The sequence below is a fragment of the Betaproteobacteria bacterium genome (assembly GCA_016713305.1).
Lineage (GTDB): Bacteria > Pseudomonadota > Gammaproteobacteria > Burkholderiales.
Genome location: JADJPK010000031.1, coordinates 838,535 through 861,839 on the forward strand (window position 1 = coordinate 838,535; position 23,305 = coordinate 861,839).

The 23,305-nt window shown below is 66.7% G+C and carries 20 protein-coding genes, 1 other RNA gene and 2 pseudogenes; 1 reads left to right on the plus strand and 22 read right to left on the minus strand.

Features of this window, described 5'->3' with window-relative positions; translation table 11 throughout:
- Position 1: 1 nt before the first annotated feature.
- The 22 genes and pseudogenes from murG to IPK20_25590 form a co-directional block, all read right to left on the minus strand.
- The gene (gene murG, locus IPK20_25485; protein ID MBK8019709.1) at positions 2–1,066 is read right to left on the minus strand and encodes an undecaprenyldiphospho-muramoylpentapeptide beta-N-acetylglucosaminyltransferase; all 1,065 of its coding nucleotides are present in this window, start codon (positions 1,064–1,066) and stop codon (positions 2–4) included.
- A gap of 19 nt (positions 1,067–1,085) precedes the next feature.
- On the minus strand, positions 1,086–2,246 hold the full coding sequence (ftsW, locus tag IPK20_25490) for a putative lipid II flippase FtsW (protein MBK8019710.1): 1,161 nt from the start codon (positions 2,244–2,246) through the stop codon (positions 1,086–1,088).
- Complete coding sequence (gene murD, locus IPK20_25495) at positions 2,234–3,646, minus strand: UDP-N-acetylmuramoyl-L-alanine--D-glutamate ligase (GenBank protein ID MBK8019711.1); 1,413 nt, start codon at positions 3,644–3,646, stop codon at positions 2,234–2,236. The genes ftsW and murD overlap by 13 nt, the downstream gene beginning before the upstream one ends.
- 2 nt (positions 3,647–3,648) lie before the next feature.
- Positions 3,649–4,731: a phospho-N-acetylmuramoyl-pentapeptide-transferase gene (locus IPK20_25500; protein ID MBK8019712.1), complete on the minus strand. Its 1,083-nt coding sequence runs from the start codon at positions 4,729–4,731 to the stop codon at positions 3,649–3,651.
- Complete coding sequence (locus IPK20_25505; protein MBK8019713.1) at positions 4,731–6,104, minus strand: UDP-N-acetylmuramoyl-tripeptide--D-alanyl-D-alanine ligase; 1,374 nt, start codon at positions 6,102–6,104, stop codon at positions 4,731–4,733. Before IPK20_25505 ends, IPK20_25500 begins: the two co-directional genes overlap by 1 nt.
- Positions 6,097–7,561 (minus strand): annotated as a pseudogene (locus tag IPK20_25510) (UDP-N-acetylmuramoyl-L-alanyl-D-glutamate--2,6-diaminopimelate ligase). The gene IPK20_25505 and the pseudogene IPK20_25510 overlap by 8 nt, the downstream one beginning before the upstream one ends.
- Positions 7,558–9,288 (minus strand): penicillin-binding protein 2, encoded by a 1,731-nt coding sequence (locus tag IPK20_25515; GenBank protein ID MBK8019714.1) that lies wholly within the window; start codon positions 9,286–9,288, stop codon positions 7,558–7,560. The pseudogene IPK20_25510 and the gene IPK20_25515 overlap by 4 nt, the downstream one beginning before the upstream one ends.
- Positions 9,285–9,572 (minus strand): cell division protein FtsL, encoded by a 288-nt coding sequence (gene ftsL / locus IPK20_25520; protein MBK8019715.1) that lies wholly within the window; start codon positions 9,570–9,572, stop codon positions 9,285–9,287. The genes IPK20_25515 and ftsL overlap by 4 nt, the downstream gene beginning before the upstream one ends.
- The gene (gene rsmH / locus IPK20_25525; protein MBK8019716.1) at positions 9,569–10,486 is read right to left on the minus strand and encodes a 16S rRNA (cytosine(1402)-N(4))-methyltransferase RsmH; all 918 of its coding nucleotides are present in this window, start codon (positions 10,484–10,486) and stop codon (positions 9,569–9,571) included. Before rsmH ends, ftsL begins: the two co-directional genes overlap by 4 nt.
- A 23-nt stretch (positions 10,487–10,509) precedes the next feature.
- Positions 10,510–10,962 carry a division/cell wall cluster transcriptional repressor MraZ gene (gene mraZ, locus IPK20_25530; GenBank protein ID MBK8019717.1) on the minus strand — a complete coding sequence of 151 codons (453 nt, stop codon included), beginning with the start codon at positions 10,960–10,962 and terminating at the stop codon, positions 10,510–10,512.
- Between the two features lie 269 nt (positions 10,963–11,231).
- Positions 11,232–11,694, minus strand: an RNA gene (gene rnpB / locus IPK20_25535) — RNase P RNA component class A.
- Positions 11,695–11,780: 86 nt separating this feature from the next.
- Positions 11,781–12,215 (minus strand): BLUF domain-containing protein, encoded by a 435-nt coding sequence (locus IPK20_25540; GenBank protein MBK8019718.1) that lies wholly within the window; start codon positions 12,213–12,215, stop codon positions 11,781–11,783.
- A 227-nt stretch (positions 12,216–12,442) separates the two neighbouring features.
- On the minus strand, positions 12,443–13,438 hold the full coding sequence (locus IPK20_25545; GenBank protein MBK8019719.1) for an NADPH:quinone oxidoreductase family protein: 996 nt from the start codon (positions 13,436–13,438) through the stop codon (positions 12,443–12,445).
- Complete coding sequence (locus IPK20_25550) at positions 13,435–14,550, minus strand: CoA transferase (GenBank protein ID MBK8019720.1); 1,116 nt, start codon at positions 14,548–14,550, stop codon at positions 13,435–13,437. Before IPK20_25550 ends, IPK20_25545 begins: the two co-directional genes overlap by 4 nt.
- On the minus strand, positions 14,547–15,197 hold the full coding sequence (locus IPK20_25555; protein ID MBK8019721.1) for a 3-hydroxyacyl-CoA dehydrogenase: 651 nt from the start codon (positions 15,195–15,197) through the stop codon (positions 14,547–14,549). Before IPK20_25555 ends, IPK20_25550 begins: the two co-directional genes overlap by 4 nt.
- A gap of 1 nt (position 15,198) precedes the next feature.
- Positions 15,199–16,074: a 3-hydroxyacyl-CoA dehydrogenase family protein gene (locus tag IPK20_25560; protein MBK8019722.1), complete on the minus strand. Its 876-nt coding sequence runs from the start codon at positions 16,072–16,074 to the stop codon at positions 15,199–15,201.
- A 29-nt stretch (positions 16,075–16,103) separates the two neighbouring features.
- Entirely contained in the window at positions 16,104–17,270 is a 1,167-nt protein-coding gene (locus IPK20_25565) for an acyl-CoA dehydrogenase family protein (protein MBK8019723.1), read from the minus strand.
- 7 nt (positions 17,271–17,277) lie between these two features.
- Positions 17,278–18,045, minus strand: a complete 768-nt coding sequence (locus tag IPK20_25570) for an enoyl-CoA hydratase/isomerase family protein (protein ID MBK8019724.1) — start codon at positions 18,043–18,045, stop codon at positions 17,278–17,280.
- On the minus strand, positions 18,006–19,706 hold the full coding sequence (locus IPK20_25575; GenBank protein ID MBK8019725.1) for an acyl--CoA ligase: 1,701 nt from the start codon (positions 19,704–19,706) through the stop codon (positions 18,006–18,008). Before IPK20_25575 ends, IPK20_25570 begins: the two co-directional genes overlap by 40 nt.
- Position 19,707: 1 nt before the next feature.
- Positions 19,708–20,487, minus strand: coding sequence for an enoyl-CoA hydratase/isomerase family protein (locus IPK20_25580; GenBank protein ID MBK8019726.1), 780 nt, complete (start codon positions 20,485–20,487; stop codon positions 19,708–19,710).
- A 123-nt stretch (positions 20,488–20,610) separates the two neighbouring features.
- Positions 20,611–21,228, minus strand: coding sequence for a hypothetical protein (locus IPK20_25585; protein ID MBK8019727.1), 618 nt, complete (start codon positions 21,226–21,228; stop codon positions 20,611–20,613).
- 93 nt (positions 21,229–21,321) lie between these two features.
- Complete coding sequence (locus tag IPK20_25590; protein ID MBK8019728.1) at positions 21,322–21,753, minus strand: type II 3-dehydroquinate dehydratase; 432 nt, start codon at positions 21,751–21,753, stop codon at positions 21,322–21,324.
- Positions 21,754–22,094: 341 nt separating this feature from the next.
- On the opposite strand from IPK20_25590, the pseudogene IPK20_25595 reads away from it, so the two are divergent.
- Positions 22,095–23,275: pseudogene (locus tag IPK20_25595) on the plus strand (esterase-like activity of phytase family protein).
- Positions 23,276–23,305: the final 30 nt, after the last annotated feature.

Here is a 23,305-nt window from a genome sequence, read left to right on the forward strand (position 1 = left end):
GTCAGGCCGATGCCGCCTCGGCGCACACGTCCGCCACCCTGCGGGCCGCGTCCGGTCGCGCGAGAGATCGCGCCTTGCGCGCCATGTCGAGCAGAGTGCCGCGCGTGAAGCCCGCGACGATGGAAGAGAGCCGTTGCGGCGTGAGGTCGCGCTGTGGCACCAGCAGTGCCGCGCCCGCTTCCGCGAGGAAGCGCGCGTTGGCGGTCTGGTGGTCGTCCACGGCATGGGGGAACGGCACGAGCAGCGCGGCGACGCCCGCGGCGGCGAGTTCGGCGATGGTCAGCGCGCCAGCGCGGCAGACGACGCAGTCCGCATCGCCCAGTGCCGCCGCCATGTCGTCCACGAAGGAGACGCACTCGCCCTCGACACCCGCTGCTGCGTAGTTCGCCTTGAGCGCCTCGATGTGCCGCGCACCGGCCTGATGGCGCACGCGGGGCCGCTCGCTCTCCGGAATGAGAGCGAGCGCCTTCGGCACGGTATCGTTCAGCGCCTGCGCGCCGAGGCTGCCGCCCACGACCAGCAGGCGCAGAGGTCCCGTACGGCCTTCGAACCGCTGCTCGGGCGAAGGCAGGCCCACGATCTCGGCGCGCACCGGGTTGCCACACCACTCCGACTTGCGCAGCGTCCCGGGAAAGCCGCTCATGCGGCGGTCAGCGACGAGTGCAAGCACCCGGTTGGCCAGCCCGGCGATCGCGTTCTGTTCGTGGAGGACGAGGGGCCGGCCCAGGAATGCGGCCATCATGCCCCCCGGGAACGAGATGTAACCTCCCATGCCCAGCACGGCGTCCGGCCGCACGCGGAACATCACGCGCGCACACTGCCAGAACGCGATCAGCAGATTGAGGGGAAGGAGTGCGGCCCGCACCAACCCCTTGCCGCGAAGTCCGGCGAAGCGGATGAATTCCATCGGGTATCCGTGCTTGGGTACCAGGTCCGACTCCATGCCTTGCCGCGAACCGAGCCAGACGATGCTCCAGCCGCGCGCGCGCATTTCGCCGGCGACGGCAAGGGCCGGCATGATGTGCCCGCCGGTACCGCCCGCCATGACCAGAAGGGTGCGCGCCATCACACTGCCCTTCCCATCATCAGCTGGCGGTTTTGTTGCGGCAAAATCGGCACGCGGAGGAGGCATGCGCCAGGCTCCGCCGAGCCGCCACCCAGGTGGCCACGATGCCGGAGGAGAAGGACAGCAGGGGGAGCGTGAGTCCCTTCGTGGGCAACACGCCCATGTTGACGCCGATGTTGATGATGGCCTGCACGCCGATCCACAGCCCGATGCCCTGCGCCACGAGTGCCGAGTAGTAGCGCTCCAGACGCGCGGCCTGCCTGCCCACGGTGAAGGCGCGAGCCACGAGCCAGGCAAACAGCATCAGCACGGCGGCCACCCCCACGAAACCCAGTTCCTCGGCAATGACGGCAAGCAGGAAGTCGGTGTGGGCTTCGGGCAGATAGAACAGCTTCTCGACGCTTGCACCCAGACCCACGCCCAGCATCTCGCCGCGGCCGAAGGCGATGAGCGAATGGGTGAGCTGATAGCCGGAGCCGAGCGGATCCTTCCAGGGGTCGAGGAAGTTCGCCACGCGGGCGAGCCGGTACGGAGCGATCCAGATGAGGATGACGAATCCGATCAGGAGCATGACCGCCAGGGAGGCGAAGAGGCGCCAGTTCATCCCGCCGAGGAACAGCAGGCCCATCGCGATCACCGTGATCACCGCGAAGGCGCCGAAGTCCGGTTCCAGCAGCAGCAGTGTGCCGGTGAGCAGCATCACGACGGCCATGGGAAGAAAGCCCTTGCGGAAGCTGCCCATGAACGCCGCCTTGCGGACCGTGTAGTCCGCCGCGTACAGCACGGCGGCCAGCTTGGCGAATTCCGAAGGCTGGAAGCCCAGTCCGGCGAAACGCAGCCAGCGCTGGCTTCCGTTGACGACGCGCCCGATGCCCGGGATCAGTACGAGCAGCAGCAGCACGGCGGCAATGATGAACAGGAACGGCGCGCCTTGCTGCCACCAGCGCATGGGCACCTGGAACGCGGCATAGGCGGCCGCTAGGCCGACGACGAGAAACGCGGCGTGCCGGACAAGGTAGTACGTCGGGTCGAAGCCGGTGAGCTTGGAGGCCTCCGCCGTGGCGATCGATGCGGAGTAGACCATCACGAGGCCGAACGCCAGCAGCAGGATCGCCGACCAGAGCAGCGACTCGTCGAGCGGCGCGGTCGTGCGCGGAGAAGACAGGGTCAGGCCGAACATGCCTTGCCCTCCTTCAACCGTCCCACCGCATTCCGGAAGACTTCCGCGCGGTGCTCGTAATTGCGATACATGTCGAAGCTCGCGCACGCAGGGGAGAGCAGCACGGCATCGCCCGGCTCCGACAGCGCGGCGGCCTGCGCGACCGCCTGGTCCATGTCGTCCGCCGTCACGACCCGCACGCCACAGGGAGCGAGCGCCGCTTCGATGAGCGGTGCATCGCGGCCGATGAGGATCACGGCCCGGGCGCGCAAGGCCGCCACGGGCCCGAGCGGCGAGAAATCCTGCCCCTTGCCGTCGCCCCCCGCGATCAGCACCACGGGCTGGGGCATGCCGGCAAGCGCGGCGACGGTGGCGCCCACGTTCGTGCCCTTCGAATCGTCGAAATAGCGCCGGCCTTCCACCTCCGCGACGAACTCCACGCGGTGAGCCAGGCCCCGGAACCTCTCCAGTGCGCGGACGATGGGCTCGTTGGTGAGCCCGATCGCCCGTCCGACGGCCAGCACGGCCATGGCATTGGCCGCGTTGTGCCGGCCGGTCACCTTGAGTGCGGCCGTGCGCATGACCGGCTGATCGCCCTCGGCGATCCATTCCTCTCCACCCACCGTGAGCAGTCCCCAGGAGTGCTCGCCCGGGGGACGCTCGAAGCCGAAGGACCAGGGCCTCTCGTTGGGCGACACCATGCCGGTCGTCCTCGGATCGTCACGGTTGACGATCGCCACGCGCGCGCCCAGGAACACGCGGGACTTGGCCCACGCGTACTGGTTCATGCCTGGGTACCTGTCGAGATGATCCTCGGACACGTTGAGCACGGTCGCTGCGTCGGGACGCAGGGTGCTGGTGGTCTCCAGCTGGAAACTGGAGAGTTCGAGCACGACCGCCTGCGGCAGCGGACGCGTGCCGGCCTCGATCTCGCTCAGCGCGTCCAGCACCGGCAGGCCGATGTTCCCGGCAACGAGGGTTTCCAGCCCCGCCTCCCGGCAGGCCTCGCCCGCCATCTCCGTCACCGTGCTCTTGCCGTTGGAGCCCGTGATGGCGATGACCCGCGGCCGCCTCAGCCTGTGCTGACGGACGTACTCGTCCAGCCCCCATGCGAACAGTTCGATGTCCCCCACCGCCGGCGTGCCGGCAGCGATCGCGCGGGCGAGTACGGCGTCGGACAGCGGCACGCCGGGACTCGCGGCAACGAGATCGATGCCCGTGAACGTCTCCGCACGGAACGGACCCAGGTGGATCTGCAGATTGGGCATCTCGGCACGGACGGCGACCAGATTCGGCGGCGAAAGCCGCGAGTCTGCCGCCGACACCAGCGCGCCCTGCGTGCGCAACCAGCGGATCATCGACAGCCCGGTAAGCCCGAGGCCGAGAACGAGGATGCGCTTGCCCGAGATGGCGGCCGTCATGTTCAGCGCAACTTGAGGGTCGAAAGGCCGAACAGCACGAGGAGCATCGTGATGATCCAGAAACGGACCACCACCTGGTTCTCCTTCCATCCCTTCAATTCGTAGTGGTGGTGCAGCGGCGCCATGCGGAAGATGCGTTTGCCGGTGAGCTTGTACGAGCCGACCTGCAGCATCACGGACAGCGTCTCCACCACGAAGACCCCGCCCATGATGAACAGCACGATCTCCTGCCGGACGATGATGGCGACGGTGCCGAGTGCCGCTCCCAGCGCGAGCGCGCCCACGTCCCCCATGAAGACCTCGGCCGGATAGGCGTTGAACCAGAGAAATCCGAGTCCGGCGCCCGCCAGCGCCGCGCAGAACACGGTGAGTTCGCCGGCCCCGGGAATGTGCGGAAAGCCGAGGTACTTCGAGAAGACGGCATTGCCGGCCACGTAAGCGAAGATGCCCAGGGCGCTTCCGACCATGACGGTGGGCAGGATCGCGAGACCGTCCAGCCCGTCGGTCAGATTGACGGCGTTGGACGTGCCGACGATGACGAAGTAGGACAGCACGATGAAGCCCAGGGCGCCCATCGGGTAGGCCACGAACTTGAAGAAGGGCACGATGAATTCGGTCTGCCCCGGCATGGACGAGTAGTTGAGATAGATGGCGGCCGCCAGGCCGATGACCGACTGCCAGAAGTATTTCCAGCGCGCGGGCAACCCCTTCGGATTGCGGTGCACGACCTTCCGGTAGTCGTCCACCCAGCCGACGATGCCGAAGCCGAGCGTGACGATCAGCACCACCCAGACCAGCCGGTTGGAAAGGTCGGCCCACAACAGCGTGGTCGCCGCGATCGCCACCAGGATCAGCGCCCCGCCCATGGTGGGCGTGCCGGCCTTGGTGAGATGGGTCTGCGGACCGTCGTCGCGTACCGCCTGCCCGATCTTGTAGGCGGTCAGCTTGCGGATCATCGTGGGGCCGACGATGAAGGAGATGATCAGCGCCGTCATCGTGGCGAACACCGCGCGCAGCGTGAGGTAGTTGAGGACGCCGAAAGCGCGGACGTCGTGCGCGAGCCAGTTGGCCAGTGCGAGCAGCATCAGTGTTCACCCACGGTGGTCGTGCCCCCGACCAGGGCATCGACGACGCGCTCCATCTTCATGAAGCGCGATCCCTTCACCAGCACGGTCGTGTCGTTGTCGCACGCACCGGCAACGTCCCGCACGAGAGATTCGACGTCGTCGTAGTGCCTGCCTTCGGCGCCGAACGCCTCGACGCTGCGCCGGCTCGTCTCGCCCAGCGCGTAGAGGCGGTCGATGCCCTGCGTTCTCGCGAAGAGACCCACATCGGCGTGCATTGCCGCCGCATCGGGTCCCAGTTCGCCCATGTCGCCCATGACGAGCATCCGCTTGCCGTGGGCCTGCGCGAGCCAGGCGATCGCCGCCTTCATGGAGTCCGGGTTGGCGTTGTACGTGTCGTCGACGACGACGCTTCCACCGGGACCGATCTTGGATTGCAGCCGGCCCTTGACGCCCTGATACGCGCTGAGGCCCCGCGCGATGGTCGCCGCGGGAATTCCAAGGACGCAGGCCACGGCCGCGGCCGCGAGGGCGTTGCGAACGTTGTGGAGCCCGGGCACGTGCAGGCGCGCGATCGAAGGCCCGGAGGGCGTCTGCAGTGTGAGCAGACTGCCGCCGTTGGTGAGTTCGTACGTGGCCGACACGTCGGCCGGGTGTCCCACGCCGAAGCGGACCAGGCGCGTGTCGGTGCGCAGCCCCGCCCAGTAGGGGTAGAAGTCGTCGTCGGCATTCAGCACACGCGTGCCCGCGGTTTCGAGCCCTTCGAGAATCTCGCCCTTCGCACGGGCGATGTTCTCGCGCGAACCGAGTTCGCCGATGTGGGCGACACCCGCGTTGTTGATGACCGCCACGGTGGGCCGCGCAAGCGCCGTCAGGTAGGAGATCTCGCCCAGATGGTTCATGCCCATCTCGAAGATGGCGTATCGATGTTGGGCCCGCAGCCGCAGCAGCATGAGGGGGAGCCCGATGTCGTTGTTCAGATTGCCCTCGGTCGCCAGCACGCCGTCGGCACCCGCGTGCTGGCGCAGGATGGCCGCGATCATCTCCTTCACGCTGGTCTTGCCGTTGCTGCCGGTCACGCCCACGACCGGAATGTCGAACCGGTCGCGCCACCATGCGCCGAGCTCTCCCAGCGCGATGCGCGTATCAGGCACCACCAGCAGCGGCGCCTCGTGAGTGGCCACACTCGCGGGGTTGCTGACGACAGCCCCGGCTGCCCCCGCGGCGAGCGCAGCGTCGACGAACGCATGGCCATCGAAGCGTTCACCCTTGAGGGCGACGAACAGATCGCCCCTGCGGATCGCACGGCTGTCCGTGGTCACGGCGAGGACCCGGCTGTCGGGGCCCTGGTGCCGGGCGCCGATGAACGCGGAAGGTTCGGAGAGATCAAACACCGCTGCCCGCCTCGAGGAGTCCGCGCGCCACTTCGAGATCGTTGAAGGGAAACCGCTCGCCCCCGATCTCCTGATAGGTTTCGTGTCCCTTGCCGGCAATGAGCACGACATCGCCCGCGCGGGAGATGTGCAGGGCACGTGCGATGGCGGCGGCGCGGTCGACCTCCGCCTCGTGATTGGGGCCGGCACCCGCGGCGATCTGCGACACGATGGCCCGCGGATCCTCCGAACGCGGGTTGTCGCTCGTCACGATCACGACATCCGCGAGCCGCGTGGCGATCTCGCCCATCAGCGGCCGCTTGCCCGGATCGCGGTCGCCCCCGCAACCGAACACGCACACGAGCCGCGCGCCACCGTCATGGCCGACCAGCTCCCGCAGGGTCTCCAGGACCTTTTCCAGGGGCGTCGGGCGTGTGGGCATAGTCCACGACGACGAGCGGCTGGCCGGGGATGCGCAGGATGTCGAGGCGGCCGGCCACCGGTCCGACTTCGGAAAGCGCATCGATGGAATCCTGCAGCGAAAGGTCCGCGGTCAGCAGCACGCCGAGCGTGCCCAGCAGATTGCTCACGTTGAAACCGCCGATGAGACGGCTGCGCAGCGCCGCATCGCCCCAGGGGGTGCGGATCTGCAGGTCGAGTCCGCGCGTGGAGAGTTTCACGTCGTGGCCGGCGATGTCGCCGTGGCCGATGCCGTACGTGAGTATGCGCACGCGGGTGCGGTCGACACGGTCCACCAGTTCGCGGCCGAACTGATCGTCGAGATTGATCACTGCGTTCGCGAGATCGGGCCAGCGGAAGAGCCGCGCCTTCGCCTCGCCGTAGGCGATCATGTCGCCGTGGTAGTCGAGGTGATCGCGCGTGAGATTGGTGAAGAGCGCCGTCTGGAATCGCACGCCGCTCACTCGGCCCTGTTCCAGCGCGTGCGACGACACTTCCATCGCGACGGCCTGTGCTCCATCCTCCACGAAGCCGCGCAACTGGCGCTGGAGCGTGACTGGATCGGGCGTGGTGTGCGTGGCGGGATCGAGACGGCCCGGAAATCCGCTGCCCAGCGTGCCCACGATCGCGGCCGGCCGGCCGCACCGCTGCAGCGACTGCGCGATCCAGTGACTGCAGGAGGTCTTGCCGTTGGTGCCGGTCACGCCGGCGATCCACAGCCGGCGCGCGGGATGTCCGTTCACATGGGCGGCGATCTCGCCGGCCACCGAACGCAGACCGGCGACTGCGGCGTGCGGGACGTTCCAGGCGGGGTCCCACTCGAAGTCTTCGGCGTCGTACAGAACGGCACGAGCGCCGTGCGCGAGCGCATGCCCGATGAACGACCGCCCGTCGGCGCGCTCGCCCGGAAAGGCGAGGAACAGATCGCCCGTTGCCACGGTCCGGCTGTCGATGGACACGGAACCGAGCGGCACCCCGAGCGATTCGAGCACCCAGGGATCGAAGCGCTCGGCCGTCATACTTCCTCCGCAATGTCGTCGAGCGTTTCCGGCAGCGGCGTGCGCGGCACGGGCAGGTCGGGCGGTACGGACAGCACGCGCAACGCGCCCGACAGCACCGCTGCGGCCACCGGTGCGGCCACCTGTCCGCCGTAGTACTGGCCCGCGCTGGGCTCGTCGATGAGGACGGCCACGACCAGCCGCGGATGCGTGGCGGGGGCGAATCCGACGAACGACGACGCGTAGCGATCTGCCGCATACGCACCGTTGACGAGCTTGTGGGCGGTGCCCGTCTTTCCGGCGACGCGATACCCCGCGATCTGGGCGCGCGGCGCCGTACCCCCGGGCTGCGTCACGAGTTGCAGCATGTCCCGCAACGCATGAGCGGTCGGTGCCGAGATGACTGGCACGCTCGGCGGCTGCTCGCCCCTCTTCACGAGCGAGAGCGGAACGAGTTCGCCGTTGCCGCAGAAGATCGTGTAGGCACGGGCGAGCTGCACCAGGCTCACGGAGATGCCGTGGCCATAGCTCATCGTCGCCTGCTCGATGGGGCGCCAGTTGCGCGGGTCCCTCAAGCGGCCGCCGGCCTCTCCCGGAAACCCGACGCGGGGCACGGTGCCGAAGCCCGATTCGGACAGCACGTCCCAGATGTTCTTCGAGGGCAGCGACAGCGCCATGCGCGCCGTTCCGACATTGGAGGACTTCTGGATCACCTGCGACACGGTGAGATTGCCGCCCGGGTGCGCGTCGCGGATGGTATGTCCGGCGAGCGTGAGCGCACCGCCGGCGGTCTCGATGACGGAATCGGGCCGGTACTGTCCGGACTCGAGCGCAGCGGCCACGGTGAAGGGCTTGAGCGTCGATCCCGGTTCGAAAAGGTCCACCAGTGCCCGGTTGCGTGCCCGGTCGGTGTCGTAACGTGCCCGGTTGTTGGGGTTGTAGGTCGGTGCGTTCGCCAGCGCCAGCACCTCTCCCGTCGTGACATCCAGCACGACGATGCTGCCGGCCTTGGCACGATGCACGGAGACGGCGTTCTTCAGTTCACGGTAAGCGAGATACTGGAGCTTGAGATCGATCGACAGCGCGAGGTCCCGTCCCTGGCGAGGTGCGCGGACACTCTCGACGTCCTCGATCACGCGTCCGCGCCGGTCCTGGATCACGCGGCGGCTGCCCGGTCGGCCGGCAAGCCACTCCTGGAACGCGAGCTCCAGCCCTTCGCGCCCCTGATCGTCCACGTCGGTGAAGCCCAGCACATGGGCCATCACGTCACCTGCAGGGTAGTAGCGGCGATGCTCGCGCTGAGTGAACACACCGGGGATGCCCAGCTGCATCACACGCGCAGCCTGCTCGGGCGGCAGGTGCCGCTTGAGATAGACGAAGCTCTTGTGACCGGTCTCGATGCGGTGCTCGAGTTCGCTGCGATCCATCTCCAGCAGACGCGCGAGCTGCGCGCGCTGCTCGGGCTCGACGGGGAACTTGGACGGGCCGAACGCGACGGACTCCACAGGGGTCGATACCGCCAGAGGCTCGCCATTGCGGTCGGTGATCATTCCCCGGTGTGCAGGCATCTCCAGCAGGCGGCCGTAGCGCATCGCGCCCTGCGCCTGCAGTTCGTCCGTCTGCATGCCCTGCAGGACGACAGCGCGCAAACCCAGCCCGAAGAACGCAAACACCATGAAGGCGAGCACCAGCCGGGTACGCCAGACGGGCAGCTTGAGCGACAGGTGAGGATGGGAATCGGGACTCATCGCGAAGCCTGCGCCACGGGGCCGGGCGTTTCGATGATGCGCACGCGCGCCGCCGGCGGAACCCGCATCTGCAATCGTTTCGAGGCCACCAGTTCGATCCGCTGGTGCATGGCCCACGTGCTCTGCTCGAGTTGCAGCCGTCCCCAGTCGTCTTCGAGGCGGCGGGCGGCCGTCACTTCCTTTTCGAGGTCCACGAACAGCACCCGCGCGCGATGCTGGGCCGTGATCGCTCCCAGCGAGCAGGCCACGGCGACGAAGAGAAGGACAAAATTGAGGCGGGTCATGTCTTTTCGGCGACCCGCAGAATGGCGCTTCGCGCGCGGGGATTGACGGCGATCTCGTCGGCGCCGGCCCGGACAGGCTTGCCGACGAGACGCATGGACGGCGCGGGCAGATCGGCGGCCCGCACGGGCAGGTGGCGAGGCAGGCGCGGCCCGGACGAAGCGTCGCGCATCGCCGTTTTCACGATCCTGTCCTCCAATGAATGAAAGCTGATCACCGCCAGCCGCCCTCCCGCTGCCAGCCGCCCCATCGCGGCGGGCAGAGCTATCTCCAGTTCCGCAAGCTCCTGATTGACGTGAATCCGTAGAGCCTGGAAGGTACGCGTCGCCGGATCCTGGCCTGGCTCGCGCGTCCGGACGGCACTTGCCACGATCGCGGCAAGTTGCCGGGTCGTGCGGACAGGGTGTCTGGACCGAGCCGCAACAACCGCTCTTGCAATCTGTTTAGCAAACCGTTCTTCGCCATAACGCCAGATGACCTCCGCAATTTCCGATTCCTGCGCCCGCGCCAGCCATTCCGAAGCCGGCTCACCGCTCTGCGGGTCCATCCGCATGTCCAGCGGACCATCCCGGCGAAAGCTGAAACCTCGCGCCGGGTCATCCAGCTGCGGGGACGACACGCCCAGATCCATCAGCACGCCATCCACGCGTCCCACTTCCAACTCGTCCAGCGTCCCGGCCAACTGACTCAGACGGCTGTGGCGGCAGAGAAAGCGCGGATCGCCGATCTGCGCAGCCGCCTCGATCGCTGCCGGGTCGCGGTCCAGCGCGACCAGCCTTCCCTGGGGCCCCAGTGCCGCCAGCAGCAGCCGGCTGTGACCGCCCCGCCCGAACGTCGCATCGACGTAAAGACCGTCGATCTTCACGGCCAGCGCCACCACCACTTCCGCGCCGAGCACCGGCGCGTGACCGAACACGCGCCCGGCCTCGAGCTCCGCCGTCACAACGAAAAGTTCTCCAGTCCCGCGGGCAGCGCGTTCGACTCCCCATCCAGCCGCGCGAGCTGCGCTTCCCAGGCCGCCACATCCCAGATCTCGAAGTGGGAGCCCTGCCCGACCATCATGACCTGCCGCTCGATGCCCGCGAATTTGCGCAACGCCGGCGAGATGAGCACGCGCCCCGCGGCGTCGAGCTCCATTTCTTCCGCGTAACCCACCAGCAGGCGCTTCCACAGCGCGGACTGGGGATCGAAGCTCGAGAACCCCATGATCCGCGTCCGGTTCGGCGTCCAGGCATCCGCGGGATACAGCAGCAGGCACCGATGAGGATGCGCGGTTAGCACCAACTTACGATCTGAGCTCGACTGCGAGCCATCGCGATGCTTCGTGGGGATCGCAAGACGCCCCTTTGCATCGAGACTCAGCTCTGCCGCACCCTGAAAGACCGCATCCATGCCTGTTTCAGACCCGAAATTGCAGAAAAACCCACTTTCACCAACTTTTTCCCACTGTATTGCAAAGAATCGACCCGGTCAAGGATGACTTGAGGACTTTTTTTCGGTACTACAAAGACTTAAGAAGGGAAGTTCGAAAACTGCGTCGCCTTTGGACAACAAATCAACGAATTTATGAAGTTACAAGATAAATCTCACGTGATACGTAAGATTTGGGTCCGCAGAGACGGGAATAGCGGCGAAACCGGAAGGGTCTCGTGGAGGGAGAAAAGCGAAGTCAGCCTGTAAGCCGGGTTCTGTCCAGGGCTTGCGCCCCTGAGCAGTCATTCCTCTGGGACCGCGATTGCTCGCGGCCTCTAGCAACCTACCCGGGAGCGACGCGGGCCACGTCATCGCCCCCCTATTTGGTCTTGCACCGGATGGGGTTTGCCGCCTCCGGTCGTTACCGCCGGAGGAGTGCGCTCTTACCGACGGCGCGCCTCGTTGCGCCGCCCGGACATCCTTCGATGCCCGGCACTATTTCACCCTTGCCCGGAATCCGTCGAAGCACTTCCCTTCGTGAGGCGGACCTGTCGCGCATCGAGGATGCGCCCGGCCGCGGATTCGAGGCGGTATCTTTCTGTTGCACTTTCCGTCGCCTTGCGACGCCCGGCCGTTAGCCGGCATCCTGCCCTTCGGTGCCCGGACTTTCCTCTGCATGCATGAACATGCAGCGACTGCCCGGCTGACTTCGCCCGGGGATTATCTCAGGACGGCACGCCGAGGTCACACCCGGGATGCCGGGCGTTGCGGCGCCCCCACGCAGATACCGCTTCGGCTCAGGCAGCCCGCTGAGCCGTCGCCCAGAAGTTGCGCAGGAGTTCCAGACCTTCGGAGGCGCACGACGGCGACTGCTGGAGGCGCTCGGCATCGCGGCGCCATTTCCAGTTCATGAGCATGAGGAGCTGAGATGCGGGAGGATGGGTGAAACCCATCGTCCACGATCCGAACAGCCGCATGGGTATCGCCGCCCTGAGAAGCTCCGTGAGGTCCTTGTGGGCGTGGCTCGCGCGGATCCTGTCGTATACGCGCTCCACTGCGTCCTCCGGGCCTTCGAAGTACTGGAAGAAGGTGCCGTCGTTGTAGAGAAGGATTCCGGTGATGCCGACACTCTCGTTGAAGGCGCGGGCATCGCGCAGCAGCAATTCCAGGTCTTCCTCCGACATCAACCGGGTGGCGGTACTCACATAGACAACACAGCGCAGGCGGGTCATGGACAGATCATCCTGTGGCATTTCTACCGAGGATAACGGCGCGTGCCCCGACTGTCTTTATGCTCCGGCAAGAACGGCAGTGGTCCGGACACGCATCGATTCGCAGCCTTCGGGAACCGTTCCATGACACCACGCTTCCTGTCGTTCGGATGCGTCATGTGCACTCGCCATGACAATCCCACGCACTCCCAACGCACGGGCTCCGCGTTGCGTCTCCGAAGTCACCGTCAGTCCTCATCCATCACCAGAACGGTCTTGCCTGCCACCCCGCGCCGCCCGAAGGACGCGAGCCCTTCCGCGAAAGCCTCGAGCGGCAGCCGCGCGGTCACCACGGGCCGCAGACGGCCTGCGATGTAGTGATCGAACAGTTCCGCCTGGGCGCGCCGCATCCACGCCGGATCGCGATCCCGGTAGTCGCTCACCTGCAGACCGCTGACGGCGACGTTCTTCACGAGCAGATAGTTGGCCTTCACCTCCGGAATCCGGCCCGACGCAAAGCCGATCACGACCATGCGCCCCCGCCAGGCGAGCGCTCGCAAGGCGGCGTCGAAGACCGCGCCGCCGACCGTATCCAGCACGACGTCGACGCCATGCCCTGCCGTGAGCGCGCGCAGCTGCGCACGGAGGCTCTCCCGAAGATCCGGCACAGAAAGATCGACGACACTCTTCGCGCCGCAGCGCTGCACCAGGTCCGCACGCTCGGGATTGGAGATGCCCCCGATCGCATGCGCGCCCATGGCATGCGCCACCTGGACACACGCGGTGCCCACACCGCCTGCGGCACCGGTCACCAGCACCGACTCCCCGGGCTGAACGTTCGCGCGATCGGTCAGCGCGAACCACGCCGTCTGGTATGCGAGACCCATGGCGGCGCCCTCTTCGAAGCTCATCGCCTCCGGCATCACGAAGCACTGCGCCTGGGGGACGGCCACTCTCTCCGCGTATGCCCCGAATTCGACGAGTGCCATCACCCGATCGCCTTCCTTGCAGGTGGTCACGCCCGGTCCGGTGGACAGCACCACTCCTGCCAATTCCTTCCCGGGAGAAAACGGCCGCGGCGGCAGCCATTGGTACTTCCCCTCGATGACGAGGACGTCGGGGTAGTTGAGCCCCGCGGCGCGGACGCCGATCAGGACCTCTCCGGGGCCGGGAACCGGATCGTCCACGGTCTCGACACGCTGCGCATCGACAGGCCCGTGGTCGCGAACGATGACTGCTCTCATGGACCCGGCGCGTCGTCGTCCTGCCCCAGACGGGGATAGCCGGCGGTGGATGCCGCGTCACGGAACTCTTCGGCCACCGGCACCGGCATGGCCGTCAACGTTCCCGCGTCCGTCGTCACCCGCCTGTCGAACAGACCTCGCGCACGAAAGTGCGGATCGTTCACCGCCTCCTCCATGCTGTTCACGAGGCAACAGCACGCATCCACGCCTTCGAACGCTTTGCGCCAGTCTTCCGCCGACCGTGACGCGATGCGTTCTGCGACCGCCGCCTTCGTTGCTGCGCAATCCCGTGCGTCGTCCGCCAAGGCTTCGGGCAATCCGATCACGCGGCAGAAGTTGAGCCAGAACCTCTGCTCGAGCGGCGCCGCCGCCAGGAACCTCCCGTCCTGTGTCCGATAGATCTGATATCGCGCACTCGCACCGGCCACCAGCCCCGTCGCGGGGCCGGGGAATCGGCCCGTCGTTTCGCCTTCGCTCAAGGCCCAGTAGAGAAACGTGAACAGGTTGTCGCTCATGGAAACATCGAGCTTGCATCCGGTACCGTTGATATCGCGCGACCGCAGCGCGAGCAGGATGTTGATCACGGCAGGGTACGCACCCCCGGCAATGTCGGCCACGAGCGCCGGAGGCACCACGGGCGAACCGTCGGCACCGGCGGACAGCGAGAGCATGCCGGACTGCGCCTGGTAGTTGAGATCGTGCGCGGCCTCGTCCGCGCGAGGTCCGTCCTGCCCATAGCCGGTGATCGCGCAATAGACGATGCGCGGGTTCACGGCCTTCATCGCCTCGTAGCCCAGACCCAGCCGATCCATCACGCCGGGACGGAACTGCTCCACGACGACGTCCGCCTCCCGAACGAGTCCCAGGATGCGATCCACGGCGCCGGGCGCCTTCAGATCGATGGCAAGCGAACGCTTGCCGCGATTCAGCAATGCGAAGTTCGCGCTGTCGGCCCCGGACTTCGGGGAGTACGTCCGCATTTCGTCGCCCGTGCCGGGGCGTTCGACTTTCAGCACCTCGGCGCCAGCTTCGGCGAGCACGAGCGTGCAGACGGGCCCCGGCAGCAGCGTGCTGAAATCGAGCACCTTCACACCTTCGAGGGGCCGCTTCACGGCTTGCCCTCCCACGCCTTCGCCACGATGGCGCGCCGGGCCGGCGCAAAGGCACTGTCCGCCAGCGATTCGTACAATGCGCGGGTGACGTCGTGATGCGCGGCAAGCCCCGTGCGCTCCAGCAACGACACCGGTCCTTCCGGATAACCGAGCCCGAGTCGCAGCGTCGTGTCGAGATCTTCCGCCGTGGCGAGCTTCTCATCCAGCCGGCGCAGCACGGCATTGAAGTACGGACGCAGAAGGCGATCGAGGATGCGCCCGGGAAAATCGTTGCACACCGACACGACGAACCCCGCTGCCTCCAGCAGTCCCTTCGCGGCCTCCAGCGATCCCGCGCGCGTCCCGGGCTGTTTCACCAGTTCCACGAGATTCGTGGGCGGCGACTCACCGAGCCGGTAGCGAGCGAAGCCCAGCACGTTTCCACCTTCCCCCCCGGCACGCTCACCCGTGTGCACGCCGAGACATTCCGTGCCCAGTTCGATCAGCACCGCTTCGTAGCGATCCGCGTCGCGCAACGCCGCGAAAGCCGCTCCCGCGCCCTCGCCGATGAGCACGGCGATCTCCCCCTGCAACGACGAACCCTGGATGAACGGATGCGATGCGGGAAAGGACCGGCTTGCGCCGGTATCGGTCACGACATAGGCCATGTCACGCTCCGAACATCCGGGTGTCACGATACGAGTGGAAGCCACGCCCGGTCTTCCTGCCGAGCCGGCCGGCCGCGATCATCCGCTTGACCAGCGCAGGACACGCCGCCCGCGGTTCGTGCGTCAGTCCGTGCATGGCTTCGCACAGCAGCAATTGCGTGTCCATGCCCACCAGATCCAGCAGTTCGAACGGCCCCATCGCATAGCCCATGGCCGTCTTCAATGCCTTGTCGATGTCCTCCGGTTCGGCGACGCCCTGCTCCACCAGACGGATCGCGTCGTTGTTGAACGGGATCAGGAAGTAATTGAGGATGAAGCCGGGCGTGTCCTGGGTGCGCACCGGGTTCTGGCCCAGGGCCTTGCAGAACTGCCACGCCCGCTCGAACGTCTCCTGCGCCGTGTTGAGCCCTGGCGACATCTCCACGAGCTTCATGAGCTGCGCCGGCAGGCAGAAGTGCATGCCGACAAAGCGGTCGTCGCGCCCCGACCCGCCCGCGATCTCGGTGATGGAGATGGTCGAAGTGTTGGAAGCGAACAACGTCTGCGGCGGGCACAGCGCGTTCAGCCGCGCGAACAGCGCGTGCTTGACCGCGAGGTCCTCGAACACCGCCTCGATCACGATGTCGGCCTGTGCGAGCGCTTCCATGTCGGCCGTCATGACGAGATTGTCCAGGATGCCCGGCAACTTCGCCGCCTCCAGCTTGCCGCGCTCGACCGACTTGCGGAAGAACGCCTCGCTCTGGCCGCGCGCCCGTTCCAGCGCGTCGGCCCGTGTGTCGTACACGATCGTGCGAAAGCCGGCGCGCGCCGAGACGATGGCGATGCCGGCACCCATGGTGCCGCAGCCGGCGACGCCCACGGTTCGAATGTCTTTCATCGGATCTCCTGACGAGGGCGCCACCGGATTCATCTCCGCACGAAGCTGCGGCCGATCAACTGGCGGTGGATCTGATTCGTGCCTTCCCAGATCTGGGTGATCTTGGCATCGCGCATGAGCCGCTCCACGCGATAGTCCTTGCAGTAGCCGTAACCGCCGTGGAGCTGGACGGCCTCGGTGGCGATGCGCATGGCCAGATCGGATGCGCGCATCTTGAGCATCGAGGCTTCCACGCCGAAATCCTCCGCGCCGCCGTCCACCATCCGGCCCACGTGCCACAGCCACGCTTCGCATTGGGCCAGTTCGGTGGCCAGGTCGGCGAGAAGGAACTGGATGCCCTGGAACTCGATGATGTGCCGGCCGGACTGTTTTCGTTCGTTGATGTAGGCGACGGCATCCTCGAACGCCGCGCGCGCGATCCCCAGCGCGTGCGCGGCCACGCTGGGACGCGAGCGATTCAGCGACGCGAACAGGATGGGCAGGCCGTCGCCGGGATTGCCCAGCAGATTCGCGCGCGGGACCCTGCAGCCGTCGAACGCCAGGCTCGCGGTCGTCGCGGCACGATGTCCCATCTTGTCTTCGACGCGGGTGACCGACAGGCCGGGCGTTCCTTTCTCCAGAACGAGAACCGAGATGGCCTTCTTCGGATCGTCGACGCCTTCCCACTTGCCGAAGAGCAGGATGAGATCCGCCACGTCGCCATTGGAGATGAACGTCTTTCCGCCGTCGATCACGATCTCGTCCCCTTCGGGGCGGAAGCGCGTGCGCATGCCGGTGGCGTCCGACCCCGCGTGCGGTTCGGTGATGGCGAGCGCTCCGAGCGCGCCTGCGGCGATGCGCGGCAGCCAGCGGCACTTCTGCTCTTCCGTGCCGAACTCGATCACGGGCTTCATGCCGTGGAACGTGGTCGCCCAGATGATCCCCGTCGACGCGCACGCCTTGCTGATTTCCCGCACACAGGCGAGGTACGCGCAGTAGGACTGGGGCACGCCCCCGTACTGCTCCGGTACGAACATGGCGTTGAGCCCCAGTTCGTGGATGGCGCGGACGCTGTCCTGCGGGAAAACGGCCGCCTCGTCGTAACGAGCGGCGTTGGGCGCGATCACCTTCGTGCACAGGGCCCGGACACTGTCGAGCAACATGCGCTCATCGCCGGACACCGGCAGAGCTGCATCGAGACGTTCGAACACTTTCATCCCGCGCTCACCCGTCGACGAACCGCGGTTTGCGCTTCTCGACGAATGCCGCCATGCCTTCGGCCGCATCGCGCGTGTTGTAGGCCAGCGTGGACAGATCGGCCTCGATCTTGAGCCCTTCGTGGACGGGCACATCCAGGGCGCGCTGGACGGCCTCACGGGCGAAGCGCAGCACCGGCAGGCTGTAGCCGGAAAACTCCCGCGCGAACGACATGCCGGCGGCAAGGGCATCGCCGTCCACCACCCTGGAGACGAGGCCCCACGAGGCGGCCGTGGCGGCATCGATGAACTTGCCGGTCAGGATCATCTCGAGTGCCCGGGCCTCGCCGATCGCGCGAGGCAGCCGTTGCGTGCCGCCATAACCTGGGATGAGGCCCAGCTTGATTTCCGGGAGTCCCATCTTCGCGTTGGCCGTGGCAAGCCGGAAAGTGCAGGCGAGCGCGAGTTCCAGACCGCCGCCGAACGCAAAGCCGTTGATGATCGCCACCGAAGGCATCGGCAGGCGGTCCAGTCTCGCGAACGCTTCCTGTCCCGCCCGGGCACCCTCGCGCTGCGCTACCAGGCTGCGGTGGGTCAGTTCCTTGATGTCCGCACCGGCGCAGAACGCCTTCTCGCCCGCGCCAATGAACAGCAGCGCGCGGGCATCGCTGCAGCTCGCCTCGTCGATGGCGGCGGCAAGGTCTCGGATGAGCGGGAACGAGAGGGCGTTCAGCGCCTCGGGCCGGTTGAGGCGGATCACCGCGAACTCATCCACGCGCGACAGTTCGATGGCCATGACGATCCTATCGGGATTCGGGTGAATCGGACGGGCTTCGGTTCGATGCGGCCGGACTTCGTCCACTCGATCAGTTCCCGCTTGAGGATCTTTCCGCTGGGCGTCAGCGGGAAGGCATCCAGCACTGCGAAGTACTCGGGCATGTCGTACCTGGACAGCCCCGCCTGGTGGAGATGGTCCAGCATTGCATCGCCGGAGACGTTGTCGATGCCGCGCAGGATCACCGCAAGGCACACCTTCTCGCCCAGGCGGTCGTCGGCCACGCCGAACGCGGCGGCTTTCATCACGAGCGGGTGGCGGTGAGCGAGATCCTCGATGCGCGCCGGGTGGATGTTGTGTCCGCCGCGGATGATGAGGTCCTTCTTTCTCCCCACGATCCGCAGACATCCGCGCTCGTCGAGCTCGCCCAGGTCGCCTGACAGAAACCAGCCGTCCCTGTTGAACGAGGCCTCGGTCGTGAGCTGGTTGTCGAAGTACCCCAGCATCAGGAGAGGCCCCCGGGTCGCAATCTCGCCGACCCGATGCACGCCCAGTTCGATGTCGGGATCGTTCTGGTCGAAGATGCGTGTCTCGAAGCCGCGGGCGGCGTGGCCGCATGTCTCCACGATCGTCTTCGGGTCGTCGGCAGGAATGGTGAACTGGTGGGAGCCGTTCTCGGTCATGCCGTAGATGTTCTGCGGCGTCACGCCCATGTCCAGAAAACTGCGCGCGACCTCACTCGGAATGGGCGCTCCAGCCATGTAGAAGAGCTTCACACTCCCCAGCCTGTTCTGTTCCCGCGCCTTCAGATGCGCGAGCAGGTCCATGCCGTGGGTGGGCACGCCCATGACGTAGGTCGCCCCCGAATCGACGACGACGTCCAGAAGCTTCTTTCCGGCGCGCAGGTCGTTCACCACGAACTCGCACCCGGTCGCGAGCATCTGTTCGACGGCCACGGTCCCGATGTGGTGGCTCATGGGGCTCAGCGACAGCAGCACCGTCCGGTGATCGATACCCCATGCTTCCGACAGCGAACGTCCGTTGGAAAGCAGCGTATTGTGCGAGTGCATCACGCCCTTCGGCGCGCCCGTGGTCCCGGAGGTGAACGCGATGTAGATCACACGGTCCGGGTCGTCGTCCGCCGGAACCGACGGCCGCAAGCCGGATTCGTGCGTGACCAGGGGCGTCCCCGCCGGATGCGAAGCGCCGACAGTGAGCACGGCCTTCATGTGATCGAGGTTCGCCGCCTGGGGAATCACGTCGCGGCGGTTCGAATCGGCACCGTAGCCCGGTTGAACGACCAGGGCAGATGCGCGGGTGCGGTCCAGCAGGTCCAGGATCTCCACGGCCGTGTAGTTCTGGTGCAGCGACGGAACGCTCACGTATCCGTTGCGGGCACAGGCCGCGAGCATGACCATGGATTCCGCCCGCGACGGCATCCAGACCGCCACCCGTTCTCCCGCGCGCAATCCCGCTTGCAGCAACTGCTCCGCGACGGCATCCGCCCACTGCAGCAGCTCGCGCCAGGTGATGCGCACGGTGGCATCGCGCAAGGCGTATTCGTCCGGGCGTGTCGAGGCGTGATGCAAGACGCGGGAGTAGAGAGTGTCCGACGTCCAGACGCCCTCGTCGTAGTAGCGACGCGCATCGCGCAGATTGAACAGCGTCAGCAGGCGGCGCATGTCAGTGGCCGAACTTGTCCGGATCCGGCTTGCGCTTGTGGCGGAACGCGTCGGCGAGTTCGTGCGATTCGTCGCTGTCCAGGTAGGGCCGCAGCAGCAGATCGTGCGTGACGCGGCCCAGGCCGCTCACCCCGCCGTGCTTCGCATTGAACGCCCCCTTGATGGAGGCCAGCGCGAACGGACCGCGTTCTGCAAGCTCCAGTGCCATGGCCCGCGTTTCTTCGCGCAGCCTCTCGTCGGGGACGACACGATTGACGAGCCCGATGGCGAGTGCCTCGCGCGCGGTGAGCTTGGGATTGAGCATCCATAGCTCCTTCGCCCGCTTCCGGCCAATGGTGTCCTCGAGGTACCAGGTGCCGTAACCGGCATCGAAACTGCCCATCATCGGGCCCACCTGGCGGAACACCGCACTTTCCTTGGCAATGGTGAGGTCGCACACCACCTGGAGCACGTTGCCTCCGCCCACGGCGTAGCCGTTGACCGAGGCGATCACCGGCTTCTGCAGGCGGTCGATGGATTCGTACATCTCCAGGGTGGGCAGCACACCCGCGTACAGCAGCGTGTCCTCCATCCCCTCCTTGCGCCCGCCGATGCAGAAGAAGCGGTCACCGGCCCCCGTGATCACCAGCACTCGCGTCCGGGTCTCCCGGCGCACTTCGTTGATGCAATCGCGAATCTCGTGACACATCTGCGGCGTGAACATGTTGCCGTCGTCCGGCCGGTTGAGGGTAAGCCAGCCGATGGGGCCGTCTTCCTCGTACAGGATCGTCTCGTAGGTCACTGCCCTTCCTCCTTGTCGCGCGGGTTCGGGCCCCGCGTCTTCGAAAACCGTGCGTTGCGCCGATGATAGCCGCCACGGATCGTGCCGCGCACGGCCTGCACTGAAGTCCCGCAGCGTCCGGCGTCAGACGGCCTGCCGGGAGGAAATCAGCGCGAAGCGCTGCACGCCCTCGGCCGCGGAGCCCACCCAGTCTGCCGCGGGAGAGAGCATGGCAGCAACGTCCGATTCGACGATCACCAGCGTCGGCGGCAGGCGGTCGGCGGCTGGCCGCAACGCCTGTTCCGGCGTCGTTCCGCCGGTCACGAGAGGATCCGGCTCGACGATTCGCCACCGCAGTTCCGGTTCGAATGCCGGCGGCCAGCAGGCAGGCATTGCGCCAGGACGCAGCGTGACGATCGCCAGGAAGGGAGCCGGCAAGGTGCCCGGTCTCGTATCGAACCGGATGCTGCACGCGGCTCGGGAAACCTCGCGGAAGCGCGGCATGATGGCGCGCGTCCGCGGAGTGGGACTGGCAAGGCGGGCGAGATACGCTTCGGAGCTCAACACCTCGATGCTGTCCGTCTCGTACATTGCGGCGTACCGGCAAGCCGGTTCCAGATCGCGGTAGCGGGCCGCGGTGCGAAAGCCGGGCACGCTCAACCGCTCGGCAAGATGTTCCTGCTCGTACCACGCATTGAACTCGCCCTCGTCCTCGGGGCCTATGCCGTTCCAGACGACGAGCAATCCCGGCGGAGCTTCCATGGCGCTGCGTTCCTCCCTTGCGATCGGGTCTTCATGCCCTTGCCGGCATGGTAACGCACGGGCCGGCTCGCCCTGCCCGCTGGAGCGTCCTCCTCACCGATCCAGATGGCGCACGAGCGCGTCGAATCCCGCCACGTAGCTGTCGATGCCGAACCCCATGACGGCGCCTGCCACTGCTTCGGCCGTCACCGATCTCATTCCCCGCGCCTCGATGTTGGTCATGTGCACTTCCACACAGGGAATGGGCAGCGCCCGCAGGCAGTCCCGTAGAGCGTAACCGGCATAGAGAAACCCCGCGGGATTCATCAGCACGCCTGCGACCCCCTCGTCCACGGCCGCATAGAGGCGGGATATGGCCTCGCCTTCGACATGCGTGTAGTGGATGAGCAACTCCGTGTCCCGCGCGGCCGCATGCGCAGTCATCATCGCATCCAGTTCCGCGGCCGTGGTCGTGCCGTACAGCTCGGGCTGGCGCCGCCCCAGAAAGCTCATGTTCGCGCCCTGCAGCAGGAGAATCTTTCGCATGATCCGTGGAAGCACGCAGGCAAGGTTTCGAGGAGGGAAGGATAGCCCGGGGCGGACGGCCGGGGACGGCCGGAAGGAGATCAGGGAACCGGCGGGATGGCCGTGCCGGTCTTGCGCATGCCAAACGGGGCGAGAGTGCCATTGCGCATCCTCCGCGGGTGAAACGTCGAACGGTCCGGCCGCGTCGAGGCATCGCAGTCCTGAGTCTCTCCGGGGAAGCACGCCGCATGGATGCCACGCGGAACCGGACCCGTGCCGAACGGACGATGGATGCTTCATCGGACGTTCACGGCCCGTCTATAGCATCCGGCCTTCGACTCGCTCACCGTCACGCCACCGCCATGAACCGCACCCTTGCATCCTGCCTGGTCTCAGCCGTCATCGCGGCACCACTGTCCACCGCCTCCGCGGGAGAGTTCTCGCTGCGCCTGATCGGTTCGACGAGCATCGCCACCGGCACCCTGTTCCAGGGGGTCGAGTTCGGCGGCATCTCCGGCCTCGACCGGGACGCCGACGGCACTTTCTGGGCCATTTCGGACGACCGCGGCGGTGAGCGCGGCACGCCTCGCTTCTACAACCTCTCGCTGAACTACGACGCGGCGGCGTTTCATGGCGTGACGATCAACAGTCAGACCTACATGCTCCGGCCTGACGGCACGACGTTTCCGGGCAATGCCCGCACGGTCGATCCGGAAGGCATCCGGGTGGCGCCGAATGGAAATCTGTACTGGTCGTCCGAAGGGAACTGGTCTGCCAACTCCGCCAGCCGCTACCAGCCCTTCGTGCGCGAAATGAAGACCAACGAGAGTTCGTGCGCGAGTTCGCCACGCCCGCGATGTTCAACTACGTCGACAACGCGACCACTGGCGGCCGCAACAACAAGCTCTTCGAAGCGCTGACCGTCTCCCCCAACGGCACGATCTTCACGGCGAACGAAGATGCGCTCGTGCAGGACGGCAACATCACGACCCTCTCCAGCGGAAGCGTCGTCCGCGTCACCTCGCTCGATCCTGTGAGCGGGGGCACCCTGGCCCAGTACGCCTACGAACTGCCGCCGATCCCCGTCGACGCTGCGCCCGGCGCACCGTTCGGCCCGGACAACGGTCTGCCGGAATTGCTGGCCCTGTCAGACACCGAGTTCATCGCGTTGGAACGCGCCTTCGCCTCGGGCGTGGGCAACACCCTCCGACTCGTCCTGACCGGCACCGAGGGTGCAACCGACGTGAGCGGAATTCCGGGTCTGGTCGGTGCCGCCTACACGCCCATGAGCCGGGAACTGCTCCTGGAGATGCCCATCACCTACGAAGGCATCACCATGGACAACTTCGAAGCCATGACGTGGGGCGAAACGCTGTCCAACGGCAATCGCACCCTTGTCCTCGCGGTGGACAATAACTTCAGCACGACGCAGACCACCCTCTTCATGGCCTTCGAGGTGACCCCGGTTCCGGAACCCGGTACCTGGGCAATGCTGCTGGGCGGACTCGGCCTTCTGGGAGCCGCCCGGCTGCGCCGCCGCTGATTCGTTGACTCGGTGGGGCAGGATTCCTCC

What these genes read in the sequence shown, in the direction of transcription:
- IPK20_25560 (MBK8019722.1), bottom strand. Translation starts at nt 16,074, where the DNA reads ATGAAAGACATTCGAACCGTGGGCGTCGCCGGCTGCGGCACCATGGGT.
- murG (MBK8019709.1), bottom strand. Translation starts at nt 1,066, where the DNA reads ATGGCGCGCACCCTTCTGGTCATGGCGGGCGGTACCGGCGGGCACATC.
- mraZ (MBK8019717.1), bottom strand. Translation starts at nt 10,962, where the DNA reads ATGGATGCGGTCTTTCAGGGTGCGGCAGAGCTGAGTCTCGATGCAAAG.
- IPK20_25585 (MBK8019727.1), bottom strand. Translation starts at nt 21,228, where the DNA reads ATGGAAGCTCCGCCGGGATTGCTCGTCGTCTGGAACGGCATAGGCCCC.
- ftsW (MBK8019710.1), bottom strand. Translation starts at nt 2,246, where the DNA reads ATGTTCGGCCTGACCCTGTCTTCTCCGCGCACGACCGCGCCGCTCGAC.
- IPK20_25545 (MBK8019719.1), bottom strand. Translation starts at nt 13,438, where the DNA reads ATGAGAGCAGTCATCGTTCGCGACCACGGGCCTGTCGATGCGCAGCGT.
- IPK20_25515 (MBK8019714.1), bottom strand. Translation starts at nt 9,288, where the DNA reads ATGAGTCCCGATTCCCATCCTCACCTGTCGCTCAAGCTGCCCGTCTGG.
- IPK20_25555 (MBK8019721.1), bottom strand. Translation starts at nt 15,197, where the DNA reads ATGGCCTATGTCGTGACCGATACCGGCGCAAGCCGGTCCTTTCCCGCA.
- IPK20_25590 (MBK8019728.1), bottom strand. Translation starts at nt 21,753, where the DNA reads ATGCGAAAGATTCTCCTGCTGCAGGGCGCGAACATGAGCTTTCTGGGG.
- murD (MBK8019711.1), bottom strand. Translation starts at nt 3,646, where the DNA reads ATGACGGCCGCCATCTCGGGCAAGCGCATCCTCGTTCTCGGCCTCGGG.
- ftsL (MBK8019715.1), bottom strand. Translation starts at nt 9,572, where the DNA reads ATGACCCGCCTCAATTTTGTCCTTCTCTTCGTCGCCGTGGCCTGCTCG.
- IPK20_25565 (MBK8019723.1), bottom strand. Translation starts at nt 17,270, where the DNA reads ATGAAAGTGTTCGAACGTCTCGATGCAGCTCTGCCGGTGTCCGGCGAT.
- IPK20_25500 (MBK8019712.1), bottom strand. Translation starts at nt 4,731, where the DNA reads ATGCTGCTCGCACTGGCCAACTGGCTCGCGCACGACGTCCGCGCTTTC.
- IPK20_25570 (MBK8019724.1), bottom strand. Translation starts at nt 18,045, where the DNA reads ATGGCCATCGAACTGTCGCGCGTGGATGAGTTCGCGGTGATCCGCCTC.
- IPK20_25540 (MBK8019718.1), bottom strand. Translation starts at nt 12,215, where the DNA reads ATGACCCGCCTGCGCTGTGTTGTCTATGTGAGTACCGCCACCCGGTTG.
- IPK20_25575 (MBK8019725.1), bottom strand. Translation starts at nt 19,706, where the DNA reads ATGCGCCGCCTGCTGACGCTGTTCAATCTGCGCGATGCGCGTCGCTAC.